This is a genomic window from Cellulophaga sp. RHA_52 (assembly GCF_007827205.1).
GTDB lineage: Bacteria > Bacteroidota > Bacteroidia > Flavobacteriales > Flavobacteriaceae > Cellulophaga > Cellulophaga lytica.
In genome coordinates, this window is the sequence record NZ_VIRZ01000001.1 from 3,693,763 (window position 1) to 3,716,631 (window position 22,869).

Genomic DNA, 22,869 nt, shown 5'->3' on the forward strand with positions numbered 1-22,869 from the left:
ATGGTACTACTTTTGATTTGTTTAGATGACTTTACTCACTTAAAGGGTAAGTTAACGCATTCTTAATTGCATAGTTGTACTATAAAGCTCATTTTTGTTAGTACTTTTAATGCAGATTTAGATTCATAAGTCTTAACAAGATAACATACAGGTAATGAAAAACTTAACGTCAATTATAGTTCTAATTTTATTTGCAAACATAGCAATGGCACAAGAAAACAACAGTTTTAACGCACTTTGGAAAACCGTAGAAAAGCACGAAAAGTCTACAATGACTAAATCTGCCTTAGAAACAGTACAGCTAATTGCTGCCAAAGCAAAAAAAGAAGGTAACTCGCCACAAAATATAAAGGCATTGTTGTACATCTCTAAATATGCAATGGTTTTAGAGGAAAATGCTGTGTTAACTATTATAAATAATTTTAAATCTGAAATTGCTAAAAGTGATTCTCCAACAAAAAACGTTTTACACAGTTATTTAGCTAATTTATATTTACAATATTTTAGACAAAATAGATATCGATTTTACAATAGAACTACAACTGAAACTAAAGTAGATAGTGTAGATTTTAGAACTTGGGACTTAACTACATTGTTTTATCAAATTGACACACATTTTAAGGCATCATTAGAAAATAGTAGCACATTACAAAACATAAAAGTAACTGAATTTGACTTGTTATTAAACAACAGAAAAGATTCTGAAATATACAGGCCTACCTTGTTTGACCTTTTATCTCATACTGCATTAGAGTTTTATAAAACAGATGAAAGTAACATTACAAGACCTGCTGATAAGTTTGAGATTGATGACCAAAATATGCTTTGTATTGGAACAGATTTTATTAGCTTACCTATTAACGAAGACGATAAAACATCATTAAAAGCCAGAGCCTTAAAAGTATATCAAAATTTATTAGATTTTCATAAAAACGATGCTTCACCAGAGGCTTTTGCTGAAGTAGATTTAGAACGTTTAAATTTTGTATACTCAAATGCTGTTTTTTTAGAGAAAGATAAATACTACTTATCTACCTTAAAAAAAATGGTTAACGTATTTAAAAGCAATGCCGTTTCTGGTTTATACAATTACAACATTGCAACATACTACAATAATCAAGGTGATACTTACCAACCCTTTAGCACTGAGCAAGAAAACAAATGGAAAAAAAATGATGCTATTAAAGTTTGTGAAACTGTAATAGCAAAGTTTCCTAAAAGTAGAGCCGCAGAAATGTGTAACGACCTAATTACATCAATAAAAAGAAGTCAGTTAAGCATAACTACAGAAAGCTATATACAAGCCAATAAACCCGCTAAGGTTCTTGTACGTTATAAAAACGTAGACGATTTAAATTTTACAGCCTATACTATTTCAGACAAGCAATTATATACGTTAGATACAATTTATAAAAATGATAAAAAGCTACAGTTTATAAAAAAGCTTAAAAGTGTAAAAACTTGGAAAACAAAATTAAAAAACGAAAAAGACTATCAAAATCACACCACTGAGGTTATTATACCTAGTTTAAATGTTAACCAATTACTTATACTTGCAGAGCCAACTAAACTAACCAAAACATTTGGTTATAGTACCATACAAGTTACAGATATGGCTGTTGTAAATACATCTACAGATACAGAAGATTATTTTCAGGTAGTAGAGAGGGCTAACGGCAAACCAATTGCTAATGCAACTGTTAAGTTTGAGTACCACAAAACGTATGATGACCCTGTGCAACACGCAAAATTTAAAACCAATAGTTTAGGTATAGTTACCATTCATAAAACAAAAGAAAGATGGCGTAATATAAAACTTAAGGTTAGTAGTAATGATGATTACGCTACATTTGGTACGTATAATGTATACACTAAAGCCAACAGAAATAAAAATACAGAATATAACAATGCCTTTTTATTTACAGATCGTAGTATTTATAGACCAGGACAACCTGTTTATTTTAAAGGGATAGCAGTACAACAGAAAAACAATAAATCTACAGTATTAAAAAATGCTAAGTTTACGGTAACATTAAAAGATGTTAACTACCAAGCTGTAAAAACTTTAGAATTAACTACAAATGAATACGGCTCTTTTAGCGGTGAATTTATATTACCAAGCAATGGCTTAACAGGTAATTTTACTATAGAAGCAATTTCTACTCCTAATAAAATAAATAGTACTAGCTATATAAGTGTAGAAGAATACAAACGTCCAAAATTTACAACAACTTTTAAACCTGTTACAGAGACTTACAAGGTTAATGATATGGTAACGGCAAACGGTACAGCCAATGCTTTTGCTGGTAGTACAATTAGTGACGCTAAAGTTGTATACACTGTAAAAAGATTAGTTAGGTACCCTATCTGGTACTATTGGAGAATGCCTTACTATAATAGCACACCACAAGAAATTAAACACGGAGAAACAACTACAGATGCTAATGGTAATTACCAAATTACATTTAAGGCTATACCAGAAAAAAGTGCCAATAAAGAAAACTTACCTGTTTTTAATTATGAAATTACTGCAGATGTTACAGATATTAATGGCGAAACAAAAAGTACAACAACTGTAGTTAATGTTGGTTACCATAGTTTAAACGCCACTATAAATGTAAACTCGCAAATAGACAAAACAAAAAAAGACAGTGTACTATATGTAAACACAAGCAATTTAAACGGACAATTTGCTGCAGCAAAAGGATCTTTAAAAATATATAAATTACAGGCGCCTAAAAATGTTAAACGTAGTAGACCTTGGTCTGCACCTGACTATAAGATGGATGAGGATATTTTTAATGACAAATTTCCTAATGAAATATATAAAAAACAGCAACCAAAAGATTTGGACAAGGGTCCACTATTATGGAGCACTACTTTTGATACTGAAAAATCTGCTATAGTTAATTTACCAACTATTAAAAAATGGGATTCAGGAAAATATATTATAGAACTAGAAACAAAAGACAAATTTGGACAAACAGTTACAGATAAAGCTATAACAAGCTTGTACAGTACAAAAGATAAAACTACTGCAGACAATGAACTTTTTAATATAAAAATTGATAAAAACAGTTACAGTGTTGGAGATAATGTAGAAGTTAAATTGTTATCAGCAGCTACACCATTGTATGTTACTTTATACATAGACAGAGGTAATAAGCCTGTAGAAACAAAAATAGTGACACTTAACAACAACTCTAAAACAATTAAATTGCCAATAACTAAAGAAGATATGGGTGGTTTATCTATTAATTACTCTTTTACTGCATACAACTCTTATAATGATGGTATAGTATATATTAATGTGCCTTACCCAAGTACATCTTTAGAAATAGAAACAGTAACCTTTAGAGATAAAATTAAACCAGGTACAGATGAAACTTGGAAATTTAAAATTAAAGGTCCTAAAGGAGATAAGGTTGCTGCAGAAATACTTGCCAGTATGTATGATGCTTCTTTAGATGAATTTAGAGGTCATAACTGGTACTTTTACCCAATAAACTACCAAATACACTCCTCAAAAACAAGGACTAATGCATATGTAAGTTTCTCTTCAAATTCGTTTAGAGTTTATACTAACGAACCCTATAAATACCTATATGAAGGTCAAGATTATGACTCTTTTAAATGGTATGACTTGTACATAGGTAACTCTTATTATAACCGCAGGTCTATGATGAGAAAATCTACATCTCCTGTTGCTATGGAAATGGTAGCAGAAGATACTGAAGAAATAGTTGTAGTAGAGGAAAGTGCTTCTGGCGCATTAGATGATGCCATGAGTAGTCCTGTAGAATCTAAAAAAGATAGCACTGCTCCTGCATCTGTTCCTGCATCTGTTCCTGCTAAAAAAGAAGAAGTTAAGATTAGAAAAAACTTACAAGAAACAGCATTCTTTTTTCCTCATTTACAAACAGATAAAGAGGGTAATGTTTCATTTAATTTCACAACACCAGAAGCATTAACTAAATGGAAATTGCAGTTATTAGCACATACCAAGAGTTTAGAAAGTGCTGTAACAACACTGCAAACTGTAACACAAAAAGAGCTAATGGTTATGCCAAATGCTCCACGTTTTTTACGTGAAGGAGACAAGCTTATTTTTAGCTCTAAAATTGCCAATATAACAGACAAAAAATTATCTGGTGCAGCCACTTTAGAGCTTAAAGATGCTGTTACTGGTAAAGATATTACAGCTACATTAATTACATCTACTACAGAAAATAACTTCTCTGTAGATGCAAAAGGCAACACTCAGGTTTCATGGACTATAGAAATTCCTAAAAATCTTCAGGCTGTACAATATACGGTTATTGCCAAAGCAGGTAATTTTAGTGATGGTGAGCAAAACTTACTTCCTGTACTTACCAATAGAATGTTGGTAACAGAAACTTTACCAATGTGGGTAAGAAGCAATCAAACTAAAAAATTCAGCTTAGACAAATTAAAAAATAATACATCTACAACATTAACAAACCATAAATTAAGCTTAGAAATTACATCTAATCCGGCTTGGTATGCTGTGCAGGCATTACCATACTTAATGGAGTATCCGCACGAGTGTAATGAGCAGTTATTCTCTAGGTATTATGCAAATACATTGGCTAGACATATTGCAAATAGTACTCCTAAAATACAGGAAGTTTTTAAGCAATGGGCAAATTCTGATGCATTGTTAAGTAATTTAGAAAAGAACCAGGAATTAAAATCAATTTTAATTCAAGAAACTCCTTGGTTACGAGATGCACAATCTGAAACCGAACAAAAAAAACGTATTGCTTTACTTTTTAATTTAAATAAAATGAAAAGTGAACAAGCAGCAGTGGTTCGTAAATTAGCAAACAACCAAACCAATAATGGTGCCTGGGCTTGGTTTAACGGTGGTAATGAAAGTAGATATATAACGCAACATATTATTGCTGGTTTTGGACATTTAGATGCCTTAAAAGCATTGAATAAAGAAGACAAAGATGTTGCGCAAATGATTAAAAAAGCTATTACCTACCTAGATAATGAATTTGTAAGTGAGTATGAGTATATGAAAAAACATAGCTCTAACTTAAACAGTGACCATTTAAGTAATATGCAACTACATTATTTATATATGCGTAGTTTTTATCCGGATGTTAAAGCGTCTAAAAAAACAAGAGAAGTTACTGCATATTACAAAGGGCAAGCTAAAAAATACTGGACCAAGCGCAGTTTATACAACAAAGGCTTGCTTGCGTTAAGTTTGCATAGAATGGATGAAGCTGCTACTGCTAAAAAGATTTTAAAATCTTTAAAACAAAACAGCATTACTTCAGATGAATTGGGTATGTATTGGAAAGAAAACACCAGTTCTTGGTATTGGTACCAAGCACCAATAGAAACTCAGTCATTATTAATTGAAGCTTTTACAGAAATTGAGAATGACACTAAAACAATTGACAATCTTAAAATTTGGTTACTTAAAAACAAACAAACTAACCAATGGAAAACAACAAAAGCTACAACAGAAGCTGTTTATGCTTTGCTGTTACAAGGTAGTGATTGGCTTTCTGTAACAGATGCAGTAGATGTTTTAGTAGCTGATAAAAAAATAGACCCTAGTAAGCTAGATAATGTTAAAGTAGAAGCTGGTACAGGTTACTACAAAACTAGTTGGAGCGGTAAAGAAATAGAACCAAATATGGCAGATGTACAAATTACCAAAAAAGGTAACGGCATTGCTTGGGGAGCTATGTATTGGCAGTATTTTGAAGATTTAGATAAAATTACATCTGCAGAAACGCCGCTTAAATTATCTAAAAAACTGTTCTTACAAAAGAATACCAATACTGGTGAGCAGTTATCTGAAATAACAAAAAACACAAAACTTGCTGTAGGTGATTTGGTTAAAGTACGTATAGAGCTTAGAGCAGACAGAGCAATGGAATTTGTTCATATGAAAGATATGAGAGCCTCTGGATTAGAGCCTGTAAATATACTATCTAGATACAAATGGCAAGATGGTTTAGGTTATTATGAAAGTACTAAAGATGCTAGCACTAATTTCTTTTTTGACTATTTACCTAAAGGAGTGTATGTTTTTGAGTATAACTTGCGTGTAAATAACGCGGGTGATTTTAGTAATGGTATTACAACAATACAAAGTATGTATGCTCCAGAATTTAGTAGCCATAGTGAAGGCGTACGAGTTTCTGTTAACAAATAATAGACGTTAAACAAATGTATTGCTTATCTTAACAAGATAAACTGTTTTTTATGAACTGGATATTGTTGTTAGAAATACTATACGCACTTTTATTATTATTTACATGTTTGCGTATAATTTATGATACTAGAGGCACTACAAAAACACTTGCTTATTTATTAGGCGCAGTGTTTTTGCCTTTTTTAGGTATTATTATTTATTTCTCATTTGGTATAAATTACAGAAAACATAAAATGTATGCTAACAAATTTTTGTTAGACTCTAAACAAAGAAAAGTTTTAGAAAAAGAAATAATAGCACACTCTAAAGAAGTTTTAGAAAATGGTAATGAGCCTGCAAAAAGCAGATCAGAATTGGTTAACTTATTATTGAAAGATACTGCTAGTCCGCTTACAAATAACAATACTGTAAAACTTTTACTCAATGGTGAAAATAAATTTCCGGAAGTTTTAAAAGCTATTGAAAAAGCCCAGCATCATATACACATAGAATATTATATTTTTAGAGACGATAAAATTGGTAATACCATAGAAAAACTCCTGCTAGAAAAAGCAAAAGAAGGTGTTAAAATTAGGTTTATTTATGATGATTATGGTAGTTCTGAAATAAGAAAAACGCTTAGTAAAAGATTAAGAGATGCTGGTATTGAAGCTGTACCTTTTTACAAAATAAAGTTAATAGCTTTTGCTAATAGTCTTAATTACCGCAACCACAGAAAAATTATTGTTATAGATGGTAAAATTGGTTTTGTTGGAGGTATAAATGTAAGTGATAATTATGTAAACTCTACCCAAACCACAGATGCCGTTTTTTGGAGAGATACGCACTTAAAATTAGAAGGTCCGGCGGTAACTTATTTACAGTATATATTTTTATCGGACTGGAACTCTTGCTCTAACCAAAATTTAATTTTAGAGAAAGAGATGTATGTACCTTTTAATTCATTTACATACACAGATACAAAACTGGTACAAATTGCTGCTAGCGGACCAGACTCTAACTCACCAACAATTTTATATTCTATTTTACAAGCCATTTATTTAGCTGAGGAAGAAATACTAATTACCACACCTTATTTTATACCTGGAGAAAGTTTATTAGATGCTTTAAACATTGCTGCAATGAGCGGGTTAAAAGTTAAACTACTTGTACCTTATGAGTCAGACACCCTTTTAGTAAACGCTGCTTCTAGAGCATACTACAGAGAAATATTAAATGCAGGCGTAGAAGTTTACCGCTATAAAAAAGGGTTTGTACATGCAAAAACTATAGTTACAGATAAAAAAATAGCTATTGTTGGTACGGCTAATATGGACAACAGAAGCTTTGAACTTAATTTTGAGGTTAACGCTATTGTGTATGATGAAGAAATTGCTACTGAATTAACCAAAACTTTTTACAACGATCTATTAAATGCAGAACAAATAGATAAAGAAAAATGGATTAATAGACCTTGGTATATTAGATTAGGAGATAAAATAGCAAAACTGTTATCACCAATGTTATAATTTATTGTTTTACAATACTTTATACTAAAAAGTAAATATTTTTAATTAACTTTAAAGTAGGTATACAATTATACACTATTAGATAGTAAAAATATACAAGCCTGCTTAATGGCTAATTTCCTGAAGAGATGTATAAAAAGTAGTGGTTTTTCCCCACAATTTAGTCATTACTTTTTAGCATCTTTTTTAAATACTCATTTTATCTTTAAAAATATAAGACTGTCTTCTAGACACCTCTACTTCTTCACCAGAGTTCATTGTTAATTTAAGTTTACCATTAAACCACGGTACAACATTAGCAATGTAATTTACATTTATAATCTGTTGCCTGTTAACCCTAAAAAAGTTATGCTCTGGTAATTTTTCTTCAACTTGGTTTAAAGACTTATACAACATTGGTTTTTCTCCTTTAAAATAAACACGTGTATAATTACCCACTATTTCAAACAAAGAGATATCTCCTATTTTAACCAACCAACATTTATCTCCATCTTTTATAAAAATCTGACTACTTTCTGTTAGTTTTTCTTTAGCTTCATTGGTTGCATTCTCTTGACCATTTTCTGTTATAGCCCCCTCTAGTTGGGCCTTAACTTTTTCTATAGCTTTTGCAAAACGCTTAGCGTTTATAGGTTTTAAAATGTAATCTAAGGCATTATACTCAAAAGATTTAATGGCATATTCATCAAAAGCTGTAGTAAACACTGTAATTGGCACCTTATCTAACATTTCTAAGAGCTCAAATCCATCTTTTTCTGGCATATTAATATCCAAAAACAATAAGTCTGGTTGGGTTTCATTAATTAATTTATAACCTTCATCTACATTCTCTGCCTCCCCAACAATTTCTATATCGCCGTGGTTTTTAATCAATTCTTTTAACTCGTTTCTAGCCAATCTAGAATCTTCAACTATAACTGCTTTAATCATACTCATACCATTGGTATTTTAATATTTGCTACTACCTCTTCATTTACTTCTCCTATAGAAAACTCTGCTAAGTTTCCGTATAACAACCGTAGTCGTTGTTTTATATTTTTAAGTCCTAATTGCGTAGAACCTTTTGCTATTTTTAATTTACCCGTATTACGTACTATTATATGTAAATAATCATGGGTTCTGTTAGTTATTAACGTTATTGTGCCTCCTTTAATTAAATTAGCGATACCGTGCTTTGCCGCATTTTCTACCAATAACTGTATAATCATTGGAGGTATGGACACAGAAAGCGAATTAGGATCTACTTCTTTTACAAATTCTAATCTATCTTCAAACTGTATTTTAGACAAAGCAATATAGTTTTCTACCATATCTAACTCTTCTTCTAAAGCAATAGAATTTACATCGTTCTTAATTAATGAATACCTAAGCATTTCAGACAGTTTTGTAAGCATTTCTCTAGACTTACCAACATCTTCTAACATTAAACCTCTAATATTATTTAAGCTATTAAACATAAAATGAGGATTAATTTGTCCTTTTAAAGAGTTTAATTGCGATTCTTTTAAACTCCCCTCTAGTTTAAACTGTTTTAACGTAATATTTTTGTTGTAGTCATAAGCTTTTATTACTAATACTATAAAAATCCATATCACAAACATTGCAGAAAAGAATGGTATATTTGTTAAACGCATAAACCAATTTATAGAGTCTGTTAAGCTTTTTTCTGATTCAAAACTAGAAATACTCTGAACCACATCTAACATTGGCCATAAAATTAAAGAGTATATTATTTGAACTCCAATAAAAAGCAATACCAAACTAACTACATTTCGTTTTTTAAGATTCCCAAATGTAATGTGCTTTTCTATATAATATAACAATATAAAAGACATTGCATATGCTAGTAAGCCACATGCAATACCTTCTCCTATTAAGTAACCTATATAACCGTAATATTCATTTTGGTTTGCATATTCTAATCCGTATGAGACTTTGTCAAAAGTTAGTGTAGATAGTATTAAAACCAACCACCCTATTAAGGCAAAAACCCAGTATTTCCAGTTATTTATAAGTTTCATTAAATTTTATTCTAATACATTAATACGCTGTAAAGGCTATATATTTTTGTTTAAGCGATAATGTTTAAAATTACGACAATCAATAATTCTGCTAGTAGTATCATAATGTTTTTTTTAGATTGATGGTTAATAGTTGATTAGTTGTTTTTAAAATCCTAAGTAGTACAAAAGTTTACCAAAGTTGTAACCTAAACCAAAAAGTACTGCAAGTGCAAAAGTGCTAATTAAAATACCATAAGCAATTGTATTTACTTTTTGGGTTTGGGTTGTTGGTTTCTGCATAACTGTTAGTTTTTAAAAATGATGATTTTGATTGATGAACTAATTATTAATGAACTGTTGTTGATTGATTGATGATTTGTTTTTTGATTGATGATTCAAAAATAAAATAGTTTAAATGTCTTTTTAGGTAATTTATGATGAACGGTAGTATTTAAAACCTAAACGGTAATACACGTTAACACCTTGGTTTATTACACAAATAACTGTACAATAGCACCGCCTAATTTGTAGCCTACGTGGTATACTGGCACTATTGCTATAATGCTACATATTAATAAGGCTTTAATTTGTTCTGCTTTTTTGATGATTGCTATTCTATTTTTCATAATACTAAAATTTAAGGTTATTATTAGTTGTTTAATTATGATGTAAAGGTATAGCAACTTACCCCTAAAAAAATCCGTTTTATGACAAACGGTAATTTAAGAATTGCGAACGGTAATTTTGAAGAATTGAATTGAAATTGCTGTATTTGCAGTACATAACTACTTAGTTTGCAGCAAACAAACTAACAACTATTTTACCTTAGGCGGGTATTTACTTAGTGCTTTTTCTACTATTTGCAGTAGTTTAAGTTCTTTGGCTTCTGGGGTTTGGTTTTCTTTATAACCACTAACACTTACAGCTTGCCAAACCAAAGCATCTCGTTGTACGTCTATAAAGTCAAAGGTAATTTCGCGTTGCAACTGGGCACCACCAATTGGAACTCCTACAGATAGGCCGCCACCAATATTGTTACCGCCACCACCTAAGCCAACACCAACAGAGTTGCTTGGTGCTCCTTTATATACTTGTGCAGTAATGTTAATATAAAGTTCTGGTTCTTCTGCCAATTTAAAACCTTTGGTGCGCATAACATCTTCTATAGCATTTAATAGGCGCTTGGTATCTAAATCATTTAAACCAGTATTCATATCTCTATAAAAACCATAAGTAGTATACGCTGTAAAGTCTAAATCTTTATCATAATCATAATTTACACGTACAGTATTGCATGAAACCAACAGTATAATAAATAGTAGAGATATGTAGTTTTTCATTGGTATGTATTTAATTAATCTTACTTATTATACGGTATAAATAAGAGGTATGGTCTTTTAAAGTTATTAAAAAGATTTAATAATACCCTACAATGTAACTCATTAATTGTTTAGCTGTTGCCACAATTTATCTTTTAACTCTTGCAAACCTTGTTGTGCAACAGAAGAAATAAACATATAAGTAGCACCGTCTAAATCTTTATCTAACTCTGCACTCATTTCTGCAATAAGTTCATCATCTAGCATATCACTTTTAGAAATTACTACAAAACGTTCTTTGTCTATAAGTTCTGGATTATACCTTTTAAGTTCATTTAAAAGTATTCTGTACTCCTTACCAATATCTTTACTATCTGCAGGTATTAAAAATAATAATGTAGCATTACGCTCTATATGTCTTAAAAAGTAATGACCTAGGCCCTTACCTTCTGCAGCACCCTCTATAATACCAGGAATATCTGCCATTACAAAACTTTGAAAGTCTCTGTACTTTACAATTCCTAAGTTTGGTTTTAATGTAGTAAACTCATAATCTGCAATTTTAGGTTTTGCAGAAGTTAATACAGATAGCAACGTAGATTTACCTGCATTAGGAAAACCAACTAAACCAACATCTGCTAATACTTTTAGCTCTAAGGTAATTTGCATTTCTTCTCCAGGTAAACCAGGTTGTGCATACCTTGGTGTTTGGTTGGTACTACTTTTAAAGTGCCAGTTACCACGGCCACCTAAACCACCTTTAAGTAGTATAACTTCTTCTCCGTGTTCAGTAACTTCTAAAACAATTTCGTTAGTTTCTGTATTTCTAACTACGGTACCTAATGGTACATCCATAAAAACGTCTTCGCCATCTGCTCCTGTACTACGGCCTTTACTACCGTGTTCTCCGTGTCCGGCTTTAAAATGCCTTTGTACTTTATAATTTAATAAAGTCCATAAGTTTTTATTACCACGTAAAATAATATGACCACCACGGCCACCATCACCACCATCTGGACCACCCTTGGTAATATACTTTTCTCTATGCAAGTGCACAGAGCCTTTACCTCCGTTACCAGAAGAAACCGTCATCTTTACATAGTCTACAAAATTACCCTCGGTCATTGTTTTAGGTTATGGAATTAATATAATAAGTGTTTAGGTTATAAAGTATCTATTACTTTACTTAGCCTAGTTGTAATTTCTTTTATTTCTCCTATACCATTAACGGTATGAAACTTACCTTGCTTGTTATAATACGCTTGTAAAGGAGCTGTTTTTTGGTTGTACTCTTCAAACCTGTTACGAATTTTACTTTCGTCTTGGTCATCAGATCTACCGCTAACTTTACCACGCTCTAATAAACGCTGTATTAAAACTTCATCATTAGCATCTAAAGCAATAGTTGCATCTATCTTCATATCTTTAGTAGATAAAAAGTTATCTAATGCTTCTGCTTGTGCTGTTGTTCTTGGGAAACCATCAAAAATAAATCCACTAGCATCAGGATTTTTTTCTACTTCTTCCTTTAACATATTTATAGTTACCTCATCTGGTACCAACTCACCCTTATCTATAAAAGATTTTGCCAACGTACCTAATTCTGTACCATTTTTTATATTGTAACGAAACACATCTCCTGTAGAAATATGTTTTAAATTGTACTGTTCTTTTAAAAAATTTGCCTGTGTGCCCTTGCCAGCTCCCGGTTTCCCGAATAGTACAAGATTTATCATATTATTTTGATTTAGTTGATACACTTCTCTTAGGTTTCTACCAAGCTCATTATAATCTAGCCCGTAACCTACAATAAATTTATTTGGTATTTCTATACCTACATAGTCTATATTATACTCTCCAGAATATACAGATGGTTTGTAAAATAATGTTGCAATTTTAAACTCCTTTACATTACTATTGCTAAACATATGCACTAGTTGTTTTACAGTACGGCCAGTATCTATAACATCTTCTAGTATTATTACGCTTCTACCTTCTATAGTATCAGACACGTCTATAAGTGTTTCTACAATACCTGTAGAAGACAAGCCACTGTAAGAGCTTAATCTAACAAAAGAAACCTCACAATTGTGTTGGTACTCTTTTAATAAATCTGCTACAAACATAAAAGAACCATTAAGTACACCAATAAATACCGGAGTCTCGTTTTTATAGTCTTCAGCAATCTGACCTGCAATTTTTTTAACTGCAGCTAATATTTCTTGCTCTGTTAAATAAGGTCTAAAATATTTGTCGTGTAGCTTAATCAATTGAATGTTCTTTTAGTAAAAGCGCAAATATACCATTTTGATTTCTCTTTTTAGGATATACAAGAGCAGTTTTAAGATTTAAGTGTATTTTTGTTACCAAGTTAACAATACTGCTAAAATTACAAAAATGAACTTTTTTTCTTCAGATTTTAAACTGGGCATCTTAGGTGGTGGCCAATTAGGAAAAATGATGCTTTATGAAACCCGTAAACTAGACATATTTACCAAGGTTTTAGAGGCTTCAGAAGATGCACCATCTAGCATAGCTTGCAATCAATTTGTTAAGGGTAATATTTTAGATTTTGACACCGTTTACAATTTTGGTAAAACGGTAGACATACTTACTATTGAAATTGAAAACGTAAATTTATCTGCGCTTGAAAAATTAGAAGACGAAGGTAAAAAAGTATACCCACCAACTAGTGCTTTGCGAATTATACATAATAAGGCTACTCAAAAATTATTTTATGTAGACAATAATATACCTACTGCAGATTTTCACAGGTTTGCTTACACCAGTGAAATTAAAGACAGTATAGAAAATGGAGGGTTAAATTTTCCGTTTGTTTGGAAATGTGCACAGTTTGGTTATGATGGCCAAGGTGTTAAAGTTGTGCGTAATTTTTCTGACTTAGAAGGTTTGCCAAATGTAGAGTGTATTGCAGAAGATATGGTACCGTTTAAAAACGAACTTGCTGTAATTGTTGCTCGTAGTAGTAACGGAGAAGTTAAAACATACCCTGTGGTAGAAATGGAGTTTCATCCAGAAGCCAACCAGGTAGAATATGTTATTTGTCCGGCTAGAATACCAGACGCTGTTGCCCAAAAAGCACAAAAAGTGGCTTTGCAAGTAGCAGATAAAATTAAACACGTTGGTTTATTGGCTGTAGAAATGTTTCAAACAAATGAGGATGAAATATTAGTGAATGAGGTTGCCCCTAGACCACACAATAGTGGACATTATAGTATTGAAGCTAGCTACACCAACCAGTTTGAACAACATATACGTGCTATACTTGGTTTGCCATTAGGCGATACAAAAAGTAAAGTAGCTGGCATTATGGTAAACCTTGTTGGCGCAGAAGGGTATACTGGCAATGTAGTATACCAAAATATGGAAGATATTTTAAAGTTAGAAGGAGTTACACCACATATTTACGGCAAAAAGGAAACAAGACCTTTTCGTAAAATGGGACACGTAACTATTGTAAATAAAGATATAGATAAGGCTCGTGAAATAGCAGAGCAAGTAAAAAATACAATTAAAGTAATAAGCGAATAAATTATGAGCAAAGTAGCCGTAGTAATGGGAAGCACAAGTGACCTTCCTGTAATGCAAGACGCAATAGATATTTTAAAAGGTTTTGATATTGAGGTAGATGTAGATATTGTTTCTGCTCACCGTACCCCAGAAAAATTATTCGACTTTAGCAAAAATGCACATACAAATGGTTATAGTGTTATTATTGCTGGTGCTGGTGGTGCTGCACATTTACCAGGTATGGTAGCATCTATGTCTCCTTTACCAGTTATTGGTGTTCCTGTAAAAAGTAGCAACTCTATAGATGGTTGGGATTCTGTTTTGTCTATTTTACAAATGCCAGGTGGTGTACCTGTTGCAACTGTTGCTTTAAATGGTGCAAAAAACGCAGGTATTTTAGCTGCACAAATAATTGGAGCGTCAGATAAATGTGTGTTAGATAAAGTTATTTTTTACAAAGAAGGATTAAAACAAAAAGTTATTGAAGGAGCTAAAAGCATAAACAAATAAATTAAAAGCAAGTACATTACTGTACTTGCTTTTTTATTTTATTGTATTCTTACATAACTATTTCCTTTAGATTTTTTATGAAGAACATCTTATGTTAAAACTACATCATCAACCTTACAAATTTTGTGTTTATGGTGCACCTTCGTTCCAAGAAGTAAAAATTAATGCTTATATCAAATTTAAATATTTCAGGATAAGTATTTTTTTGTAATAACTCTCTATTTTTCCAAAACCTGGGATTACCTTCTCACCTTTATCTTTTGAATTAGAATAAAATTTTATGTAAAAAGATTACCTCTCAATTAATATAAATGTTTTGTTTACAATTATTTTGAGCTTATATACAAAGACCTCCTTGCTTTATTTTTATTAAATACAGAACGCATTCTTTTTTTTTGACCGTGGGTAAACATACACATTGCATTGTCATTAACCCTGTCCATAAAATTCATATACATATCATTTGTTTCGCATGAATTTTGAGGATAACTAGGCACTCCTAAATATTGTGATTTTTGAGTGGGAGTATCATCTATTAAATCACCCTCTTCACAATCTCCGTCTTTACCATAAATATGTAGTAAATTAAGCCAATGACCTATTTCATGAGTTAACGTTCTTCCTAAATCAAAATTTTTAATTAAAGGAGGTAAGGTTCCAAATACTCTTGGATCTATTACAACACCATCTATTCTTGGGTCTGCTCCAGGAAAAGTTGCATAACCTCCTAGACCCAAATTACCATGACGATCACTTAAATCTGCAATCCATATATTTAAATAGTTTTTTTGCCAAGCATCTTGGCCTCCTTTATCTGAATAATAAAGTTTAAAATTTTCTATTGCTGTTTCATCAAACACAGATGTCTTTCCGTCCCAACCTGTAACCTCGCTAGATGATCTTATTATGCCTGTTGTTGCGTTACCTAAAGGATCAATAACTGCTAATTTAAACTGAATTTTAGTATCTGCCGCTAAATGAACAAACTCATCAGGTACATTAGTAACATCTACATTTCGCTTTCTAAAATCTTTATTGAGTACAGCTATTTGTGAAAAAATCTTTTCATCACTAATATCAAAAGGATTTGGAGCATAATTAACAATATGAACAACCACGGGTATGGTAATAATTTCATCATCAGGTACTACGTCTGGTATATTGTCCGCTGCATCTGTTTTACTGCATGCGTAAATAAGTACTATACTAAAAACAATTATAAACTTTTTCATTAGTGAGTTTGTTACTTGCATTCATCGTCAGTATCTTTTGAAATTGTAATCTGTCTTCCTCCTTCTGTGGTCATTTCACATATTTCTTGTGGTATTTCTGTTAAAGGGTTATTGGTAATATTTAACAACAGCAAATTAGGAATATTAGAAATTTCTACTGGTAATTTGTTTAAATTATTATTTTGAACTTCTAAAATTGATAAATTATTTAAGTTTCCTAATTCTACAGGTAATTGTTCTAATAAATTATTTCTTAAAAATAATCCTTTTAAAGACTGTAGGTTTCCTATTTCTATGGGTAAACTTGTTAACTGATTATCGTATAAAGTCAATGTATCTAAATGTTCTAAGCTCCCTATTTCTGGTGGTAAAATAGCTAAACTTTTTCCAGAAATAGTTAAGGTTTTTAATTGATTTAAAGCGGTTATGCTAACAGGAATTTCATTGATGCTTACTCCAGAAATCACAAGTTTTGACACTCTACCATCAACAATTGTAACGCCTTCCCAGTTTTGCATTGTAGAGGCCTCTAAATCCCAATCTAAATAAAATGATGGTGAGTTATAAGCTTCGTTTACGTTATACAATTCTTCTAAAAACTGCCTATCTGACTCTAAAGGACTTAAAAAACCCACATAAACAGTATATTCTTTTTCTGAACCATCTTCAGCTGTTACTGTATAAATAACAGGATTAGAAAAATTTTGAGATGTTCCACTTAAAGGTGAGACTTCAGCTTTATCTGACAATTGAGTTTCTGGAGTTAAGCTGGTAATATCTGTACCTTCAGGAACTTTCAATCTAATCTCATTTAAATCATTATTAATAATTGCTTCAAATGCTTTATCATCAATAGTAACCTCAAATTTAACAACATCCTTAACACTCCTTAACCTTACTATTTTTACTGTATACTCTTTTTGTACTTCACCGTTTTCAGAGGTTACAGTAAATACAACATCATTTCTAAAGTCTATACCAGTATCAATTGTTGGTGATATTGTAGCTCCTTCGGAAATTTCAATTATTGGAACAATGCTCTGTAAATCTTCTTTTTCTGATATTTGTAATTTAATCTCATTATTTTCAATTACAGCTTCATAATTATCAGATAAACTAGCATTATTTTCCTTTAAAAAAGAAAAGTTTAAAACTGAAGCATCACTTTCTTCTTGCTCTTCTTCTAAAGTTACAATAACTGAATAAGTAACGTTGTTAAGCCCAGCTTTAGAAAGCACATAATCTATAGGTTCTAAAAAATCTTGTGTTTTATTATTACCAGGGGTGATTGTAGCACCATTAGTAATTGTTATTGTTGGAGTTAATGAAGTTACAGATGTATTAAATGGTAAACTTAAATAAATTTTATTTTCATCTTCATTAATTTCACCTATGATGTCGTTTGATATTGAAGAGTTGTTATCTGCTAAAAACTGAAAGCTTAAAATTTGTAAATCTCCTTTTACAGGATCTGGTGGTAGTTTGTCTTCTTCCTTAGAACAACCAAAAAACAGTAGTATGGTTAAAAGTAGTATGGTTAAATTTGGGAATTTCATAAATGTTTTGTTTAGATTTTTTAATAGGACAAAACAAACTATTTCAGATCAACAATAAGTTATGTACAGATAACTATTGCTTATAAACTTTTATAAAAAATATTTTTTTCCTTACTGTATTGTTGCGGATTCATTTTTAAATACCTAGCTATATGCTTATCTGGTGTATGCTGTATAATTAATTTAGACCTTTCTACATTTTCATAAAAATATTTAAATCGTTTTGCTGCACTCCTATATTGTAGCAAATGCATTCTATTTTCTCTGTCTAACAATATATCTTCATGCAGTCTGTATAAAAGAATTCCTATTTCATTATAATTTTTAAGTATTTCTTCTATATGCTCTTTCTTTAAACTTATTAATTCAACATCAGTTAATGCTTCTTGTATTTCTTCTGTAGGCACTTGATTAACGTAGCTCACTAAACTATTAAAACCTAAACCTGCCGGGGTTAAATTTGTCGTTACTTCCTTATCAATATCAACAATGTATTGATGCACTACACCTTTAATTACAACATTAGAATATTGCTCTATCTCTCCTCCTTTAAGTATACATTCCCCTTTTTGATAAACCCTTTTTATACAAAAACTCTTAACAACATTAAATATTTCTTCATTTATTTTATATGAGTTATTAAAAAAATCATACAAAATTTTAAAATCCTCATCCTTTAGTTTTTTACAAATCATTATCTAACTATTAAAAAAAGCAAACATATTTTTTATTTAAAAGACAACTTATATTTACAATGTTAACTTATTTTTAAATTGTATTTTAATAGTTGTGATTAGCTATGCTAGAATAAAAATAGAGCAAGTAAAATATTCGTTTTTTAATTAATAACTTTGTTATAACATAAAACACTAATTTACACACAAAGTATACAATTAATGAATCCATTATTATCCCCTTTTGATACTGCACCATTTTCCCAAATAGAAAACGAGCATTTTATGCCTGCTTTTACACAAGCTATGGCAGATGCAAGAGCAGAAATAGACGCTATTACAGAAAATAAAGAAGTTCCTACGTTTACCAATACTATTGAAGCTTTAGATTTTGCTGGTGAGCAGTTAGACCGTATTTCAAGCGTATTTTTTAATTTAAATTCTGCGGAAACTAATGAAAAAATTCAGAAAATAGCACAGGAAGTTTCTCCTTTATTGTCTGAGTTTGGTAATGATATTACTTTAAACGAAGCTCTATTTAAAAGAGTTAAAGCTGTTTATGAGCAAAAAGACAATTTAGATCTAACTGTAGAGCAACAAACATTGTTAGACAAAAGGTACAAAGGGTTTAGCAGAAACGGTGCAAACTTGGCTGATGATAAAAAAGCACGACTTAGAGAAATAGATGCAGAATTATCTAAACTTAAACTAAAGTTTGGAGAAAATGTATTGGCAGAAACCAATAAATTTAAAATGCATTTAACTAATGAAGAAGATTTAGATGGTTTGCCAGAAGGAGAAAAAGAAGCTGCTGCGCAACTAGCCAAATCTAAAGATTTAGATGGTTGGTTAATAACATTAGATTATCCTAGCTATATACCTTTTATGAAGTATGCTAAAAACAGAGAACTTCGTAAAAAATTATCATTAGCCTTTGGCAGTAAAGCGTTTAAAGGTGATGAGTTAGACAACCAAGAAAATGTATTAAAAATAGCAAAATTACGCCACGAGCGTGCCAATTTACTTGGGTATGCAACACACGCAAATTTTGTACTAGAAGAGCGTATGGCTGAAACGCCAGAAAAAGTACATTCTTTTTTAAACGAATTATTAGAAAAAGCAAAACCAGCTGCTGAACGCGAGTTTAAACAGCTTGAAGATTTTGCTAAGGAATTGGATGGCATAGATCAATTACAAAAATGGGATGGTGCTTATTACTCAGAAAAACTAAAGCAAAAACTCTTTAATTTAGATGATGAAATACTAAAACCTTACTTTAAACTAGAAAATGTAATTGCTGGTGTTTTTAAAGTAGCCGAAAAATTATTTGGCTTACAATTTAAAGAAGTTACCAATGTAGACAAATACCATGAAGATGTAAAAACATATGAGGTGTATGACGCAGAAAATACTTTTATTTCTTTATTTTACGCAGATTTTCACCCAAGATCTGGCAAGCGTGGTGGTGCTTGGATGACGTCTTACAAACCACAATATATAAAAGATGGTGTAAACGTACGTCCGCATATATCTAACGTATGTAATTTTACAAAACCTACAAACACTAAACCATCGTTATTAACTTTTAACGAGGTTAGTACATTGTTTCATGAGTTTGGTCACGGTTTACACGGTATGCTAGCAAACACCACTTATCCTAGCTTATCTGGCACATCTGTGTATTGGGATTTTGTAGAGTTACCAAGTCAGGTTTTAGAAAACTGGTGTTATGAAAAAGAAGCCTTAGAGCTTTTTGCTACTCATTACCAAACAGGAGAAGTTATACCAATGGAGTTGGTACAAAAAATAAAAGAATCTGCTACTTTTCAAGAAGGTATGCAAACCTTACGCCAATTAAGTTTTGGCATGTTAGATATGTCTTGGCACGGTGTAGACCCAACAAACTTTACAAATGTAAAAGCACAAGAAGAGAAAGCTTTTACAGGCACAGATTTATACCCTAGCACAGCAGAAACTTGTATGAGCACTGCTTTTTCTCATATTTTCCAAGGAGGATATTCTTCTGGGTATTACAGTTACAAATGGGCAGAAGTTTTAGATGCCGATGCATTTGCTTACTTTAAAGAAGAAGGGATTTTTAACAAAGACGTAGCTACTAAATTTAAAGACAATGTATTGTCTAAAGGAGGCACAGAAAACCCAATGGTTTTATACAAACGTTTTAGAGGTGCAGAACCAAAAGTTGAAGCTTTATTAGAAAGAGCAGGCTTATTGTAAATTACAATAAACTTAAAACATAAAAACCAGGATAATAATTTACTTATTATCCTGGTTTTTTTATTTATAAAAGAGTAACTAATTACTACTCTTCTTCATCTAAATCTACGTCTGCACTAACAAGTGCTAACGCTTCATCTTCTAAAATTTCTTTAGCCTCTTCTGTTTCTTCAACCTCAGGAACAGAATCTTTTATCTCGTTAAATTTATGAATACGATCTAGTTCTCCTTCTTCACCAGAAAAGTAAGGAAAAACATCCATAATAGGAGACTCCGTAATTGCAGGTATAGTATATTCACCCATAGTGTCTTTCATTACAGCAACGGTATTATCGTAAGCTTCTTTAACATCGTTAGCTTGTACCAATAAATACATGTTGGTTTTACGTTCTTTACCACTTTCCTCATCAAAAGCAATTAAAGAAACTTTACTTTTAAACCAACGGTCTGTATTTTCAAACGGATGAATTTCTGCAAAATTTGCAACTTTTATGTTTGTTATTTTAAACTCATCACTAATGTATGCTTTCATTTCCTCATTAATTCTAGTTTCTGCCTCTGTATAAGAAATTGCATCTACCAAATAAGGTTCTGTTGTTATTTTTTGAGCTCCAGTGTCGCTCATTTTTCTATATTTTACTTTGCATTCGTACCAAGTTGCGCTCATAATTTTTATTTTTTTTGGGAAGCCAAATATAACCGTTACTAAAAAAAATAGATTGTAATTGCGCAAATAGATATTCACAATTTAAATATAAAAAACGTAGTATTCTTATTACAAGACAGTTGAGCGCTAAACTTTTAAAATAGTTTCTGCATTATTCCTAAACTTGACTTAAATAAGTCATAACACATCTTAAAATAGCCGTGTTATTTATTGCTTAATTGTACTTTTGTAGTTCATAATTTACACTCATCTATATACGTGTAATTAATAGGTCTTTAGTACGACAAAATAAAGTCCAAAAAAACTGTTACTTTCTTAAAATAACAGCAACAAACAGAAAAAAATGTCATCAAAAAAAATAGCATACTCGGTTTTAGAACTTGCCATAGTATCTAAGGGTAATTCTTTACAAACCACATTTAAAAATAGCGTAGATCTTGCGCAAAATGCCGAAACCTTTGGTTACAAGCGTTTTTGGCTTGCAGAGCATCATAACTCTATAACTATTGGTAGTTCTGCTACTGCAGTTTTAATTGGTAATGTTGCAGAAAACACAAAAACAATACGTGTTGGTTCTGGCGGCATAATGCTACCAAACCACTCACCTTTAATTGTTGCAGAACAGTTTGGCACACTTGGTACACTGTACCAAAACCGTATAGATTTAGGTTTGGGTAGAGCTCCTGGAACAGACCCTGAAACGGCACACGCCATAAGACCAAACCATACACAGGCAGCACACTCTTTCCCTGAAGAAGTAGCACAAATACAACAATATTTTTCTGAAGATAACAAGAACTCTAAAGTTAGAGCTACTGTTGCAGAAGGTGTTCATGTACCTTTATATATTTTAGGCTCTAGTACAGACAGTGCACATTTATCATCTAGAAAAGGCTTGCCTTATGCTTTTGCTAGCCATTTTGCTACTGCTAAGCTACACGATGCTTTAAAAATTTACAACGAAGAATTTACACCTTCTACTACATTAAAAGCACCTTATACAATGGCTGGTATAAATGTTATTGTGGCAGATACAGATGAAGAAGCAGAAAACATATCTACATCTTTACTTAAAATTATTGTTGGTTTACTTACCAATCAAAGAGATTTTATGTTACCTCCTGTAAAAATGACTGATGATTTACGACAAATGTTTAAACACCCTGCTGTAGACCAAATGTTAAAGTATTCTTTTATAGGAAGCAAAGCAACTGTAAAAAAGCAAGTAAAAGAATTTTTAGAACAAACACAGATTGATGAGCTTATAGCAGTAACAAACATTTACGACCATCAAGACCGCATAAAATCATATAAATTATTTGCAGAAATAATGAAAGAGGTAAATTTAGAAAAGGAGTAAAAGAGCTTTTTTTGTTTTGGTAAAGCAATTTATTGGATTTGTATTTTCACGGTAATCCGTGTATACAGG

The 22,869-nt window shown here is 31.3% G+C and carries 17 protein-coding genes; 6 read left to right on the top strand and 11 right to left on the bottom strand.

Annotated elements, in window-relative coordinates; translation table 11 throughout:
• The first annotated feature begins 154 nt into the window (after nucleotides 1-154).
• Both JM80_RS16225 and cls read left to right on the top strand, forming a co-directional pair.
• On the top strand, nucleotides 155-6,202 hold the full coding sequence (locus JM80_RS16225; RefSeq protein ID WP_144711084.1) for an alpha-2-macroglobulin: 6,048 nt from the start codon (nucleotides 155-157) through the stop codon (nucleotides 6,200-6,202).
• 50 nt (nucleotides 6,203-6,252) lie between these two features.
• The gene (gene cls, locus JM80_RS16230) at nucleotides 6,253-7,710 is read left to right on the top strand and encodes a cardiolipin synthase (RefSeq protein WP_144711086.1); all 1,458 of its coding nucleotides are present in this window, start codon (nucleotides 6,253-6,255) and stop codon (nucleotides 7,708-7,710) included.
• Nucleotides 7,711-7,896: 186 nt separating this feature from the next.
• On the opposite strand, the gene JM80_RS16235 is transcribed toward cls, so the two are convergent.
• From JM80_RS16235 to JM80_RS16255, 7 genes are all read right to left on the bottom strand, one after another.
• On the bottom strand, nucleotides 7,897-8,646 hold the full coding sequence (locus JM80_RS16235) for a LytTR family DNA-binding domain-containing protein (RefSeq protein WP_144711088.1): 750 nt from the start codon (nucleotides 8,644-8,646) through the stop codon (nucleotides 7,897-7,899).
• Nucleotides 8,643-9,731, bottom strand: a complete 1,089-nt coding sequence (locus JM80_RS16240) for a sensor histidine kinase (RefSeq protein ID WP_013621684.1) — start codon at nucleotides 9,729-9,731, stop codon at nucleotides 8,643-8,645. Before JM80_RS16240 ends, JM80_RS16235 begins: the two co-directional genes overlap by 4 nt.
• 147 nt (nucleotides 9,732-9,878) lie before the next feature.
• Nucleotides 9,879-10,013 (bottom strand): hypothetical protein, encoded by a 135-nt coding sequence (locus JM80_RS16625; RefSeq protein WP_255436841.1) that lies wholly within the window; start codon nucleotides 10,011-10,013, stop codon nucleotides 9,879-9,881.
• 191 nt (nucleotides 10,014-10,204) lie between these two features.
• The gene (locus tag JM80_RS16630) at nucleotides 10,205-10,339 is read right to left on the bottom strand and encodes a hypothetical protein (RefSeq protein ID WP_013621682.1); all 135 of its coding nucleotides are present in this window, start codon (nucleotides 10,337-10,339) and stop codon (nucleotides 10,205-10,207) included.
• 189 nt (nucleotides 10,340-10,528) lie between these two features.
• Nucleotides 10,529-11,053 carry a DUF4136 domain-containing protein gene (locus tag JM80_RS16245; RefSeq protein ID WP_013621681.1) on the bottom strand — a complete coding sequence of 175 codons (525 nt, stop codon included), beginning with the start codon at nucleotides 11,051-11,053 and terminating at the stop codon, nucleotides 10,529-10,531.
• Between the two features lie 102 nt (nucleotides 11,054-11,155).
• Nucleotides 11,156-12,157: a GTPase ObgE gene (obgE, locus tag JM80_RS16250; RefSeq protein WP_013621680.1), complete on the bottom strand. Its 1,002-nt coding sequence runs from the start codon at nucleotides 12,155-12,157 to the stop codon at nucleotides 11,156-11,158.
• A gap of 38 nt (nucleotides 12,158-12,195) precedes the next feature.
• Nucleotides 12,196-13,302: an adenylate kinase gene (locus JM80_RS16255; protein ID WP_013621679.1), complete on the bottom strand. Its 1,107-nt coding sequence runs from the start codon at nucleotides 13,300-13,302 to the stop codon at nucleotides 12,196-12,198.
• Between the two features lie 127 nt (nucleotides 13,303-13,429).
• Between JM80_RS16255 and JM80_RS16260 the strand changes: the two genes are divergently transcribed.
• On the top strand, nucleotides 13,430-14,584 hold the full coding sequence (locus tag JM80_RS16260) for a 5-(carboxyamino)imidazole ribonucleotide synthase (protein WP_034642833.1): 1,155 nt from the start codon (nucleotides 13,430-13,432) through the stop codon (nucleotides 14,582-14,584).
• A gap of 3 nt (nucleotides 14,585-14,587) precedes the next feature.
• A complete protein-coding gene (gene purE, locus JM80_RS16265) occupies nucleotides 14,588-15,073 on the top strand; it encodes a 5-(carboxyamino)imidazole ribonucleotide mutase (protein WP_013621677.1) in 486 nt (161 codons plus the stop codon).
• Between the two features lie 326 nt (nucleotides 15,074-15,399).
• Here the strand turns inward: purE and JM80_RS16270 are convergent, their stop codons facing one another.
• The 3 genes from JM80_RS16270 to JM80_RS16280 all read right to left on the bottom strand — a co-directional run bounded on the left by JM80_RS16270 (nucleotide 15,400) and on the right by JM80_RS16280 (nucleotide 18,556).
• Nucleotides 15,400-16,305, bottom strand: coding sequence for a zinc metalloprotease (locus tag JM80_RS16270; protein ID WP_186439777.1), 906 nt, complete (start codon nucleotides 16,303-16,305; stop codon nucleotides 15,400-15,402).
• An 11-nt stretch (nucleotides 16,306-16,316) separates the two neighbouring features.
• The gene (locus JM80_RS16275; RefSeq protein WP_144711092.1) at nucleotides 16,317-17,861 is read right to left on the bottom strand and encodes a DUF5018 domain-containing protein; all 1,545 of its coding nucleotides are present in this window, start codon (nucleotides 17,859-17,861) and stop codon (nucleotides 16,317-16,319) included.
• Nucleotides 17,862-17,941: 80 nt separating this feature from the next.
• Nucleotides 17,942-18,556 carry a Crp/Fnr family transcriptional regulator gene (locus JM80_RS16280; protein ID WP_013621674.1) on the bottom strand — a complete coding sequence of 205 codons (615 nt, stop codon included), beginning with the start codon at nucleotides 18,554-18,556 and terminating at the stop codon, nucleotides 17,942-17,944.
• A gap of 201 nt (nucleotides 18,557-18,757) precedes the next feature.
• Between JM80_RS16280 and JM80_RS16285 the strand changes: the two genes are divergently transcribed.
• Nucleotides 18,758-20,773 carry a M3 family metallopeptidase gene (locus JM80_RS16285; RefSeq protein WP_144711094.1) on the top strand — a complete coding sequence of 672 codons (2,016 nt, stop codon included), beginning with the start codon at nucleotides 18,758-18,760 and terminating at the stop codon, nucleotides 20,771-20,773.
• An 85-nt stretch (nucleotides 20,774-20,858) separates the two neighbouring features.
• Here the strand turns inward: JM80_RS16285 and JM80_RS16290 are convergent, their stop codons facing one another.
• Nucleotides 20,859-21,440 carry a DUF4494 domain-containing protein gene (locus tag JM80_RS16290; protein WP_144711096.1) on the bottom strand — a complete coding sequence of 194 codons (582 nt, stop codon included), beginning with the start codon at nucleotides 21,438-21,440 and terminating at the stop codon, nucleotides 20,859-20,861.
• Between the two features lie 343 nt (nucleotides 21,441-21,783).
• Here JM80_RS16290 and JM80_RS16295 point away from each other — a divergent pair, with 343 nt between their 5' ends.
• Complete coding sequence (locus JM80_RS16295) at nucleotides 21,784-22,800, top strand: LLM class flavin-dependent oxidoreductase (protein ID WP_144711098.1); 1,017 nt, start codon at nucleotides 21,784-21,786, stop codon at nucleotides 22,798-22,800.
• The last annotated feature ends 69 nt before the right edge of the window (nucleotides 22,801-22,869 follow it).

Bases quoted from the DNA above. Each gene is read 5' to 3' on its own strand.
- JM80_RS16630 (WP_013621682.1), bottom strand. From the start codon at position 10,339: ATGAAAAATAGAATAGCAATCATCAAAAAAGCAGAACAAATTAAAGCC.
- JM80_RS16275 (WP_144711092.1), bottom strand. From the start codon at position 17,861: ATGAAATTCCCAAATTTAACCATACTACTTTTAACCATACTACTGTTT.
- JM80_RS16625 (WP_255436841.1), bottom strand. From the start codon at position 10,013: ATGCAGAAACCAACAACCCAAACCCAAAAAGTAAATACAATTGCTTAT.
- JM80_RS16245 (WP_013621681.1), bottom strand. From the start codon at position 11,053: ATGAAAAACTACATATCTCTACTATTTATTATACTGTTGGTTTCATGC.
- JM80_RS16280 (WP_013621674.1), bottom strand. From the start codon at position 18,556: ATGATTTGTAAAAAACTAAAGGATGAGGATTTTAAAATTTTGTATGAT.
- obgE (WP_013621680.1), bottom strand. From the start codon at position 12,157: ATGACCGAGGGTAATTTTGTAGACTATGTAAAGATGACGGTTTCTTCT.
- JM80_RS16260 (WP_034642833.1), top strand. From the start codon at position 13,430: ATGAACTTTTTTTCTTCAGATTTTAAACTGGGCATCTTAGGTGGTGGC.
- cls (WP_144711086.1), top strand. From the start codon at position 6,253: ATGAACTGGATATTGTTGTTAGAAATACTATACGCACTTTTATTATTA.
- JM80_RS16240 (WP_013621684.1), bottom strand. From the start codon at position 9,731: ATGAAACTTATAAATAACTGGAAATACTGGGTTTTTGCCTTAATAGGG.
- JM80_RS16270 (WP_186439777.1), bottom strand. From the start codon at position 16,305: ATGAAAAAGTTTATAATTGTTTTTAGTATAGTACTTATTTACGCATGC.
- JM80_RS16235 (WP_144711088.1), bottom strand. From the start codon at position 8,646: ATGAGTATGATTAAAGCAGTTATAGTTGAAGATTCTAGATTGGCTAGA.
- JM80_RS16285 (WP_144711094.1), top strand. From the start codon at position 18,758: ATGAATCCATTATTATCCCCTTTTGATACTGCACCATTTTCCCAAATA.
- JM80_RS16295 (WP_144711098.1), top strand. From the start codon at position 21,784: ATGTCATCAAAAAAAATAGCATACTCGGTTTTAGAACTTGCCATAGTA.
- JM80_RS16290 (WP_144711096.1), bottom strand. From the start codon at position 21,440: ATGAGCGCAACTTGGTACGAATGCAAAGTAAAATATAGAAAAATGAGC.
- purE (WP_013621677.1), top strand. From the start codon at position 14,588: ATGAGCAAAGTAGCCGTAGTAATGGGAAGCACAAGTGACCTTCCTGTA.
- JM80_RS16225 (WP_144711084.1), top strand. From the start codon at position 155: ATGAAAAACTTAACGTCAATTATAGTTCTAATTTTATTTGCAAACATA.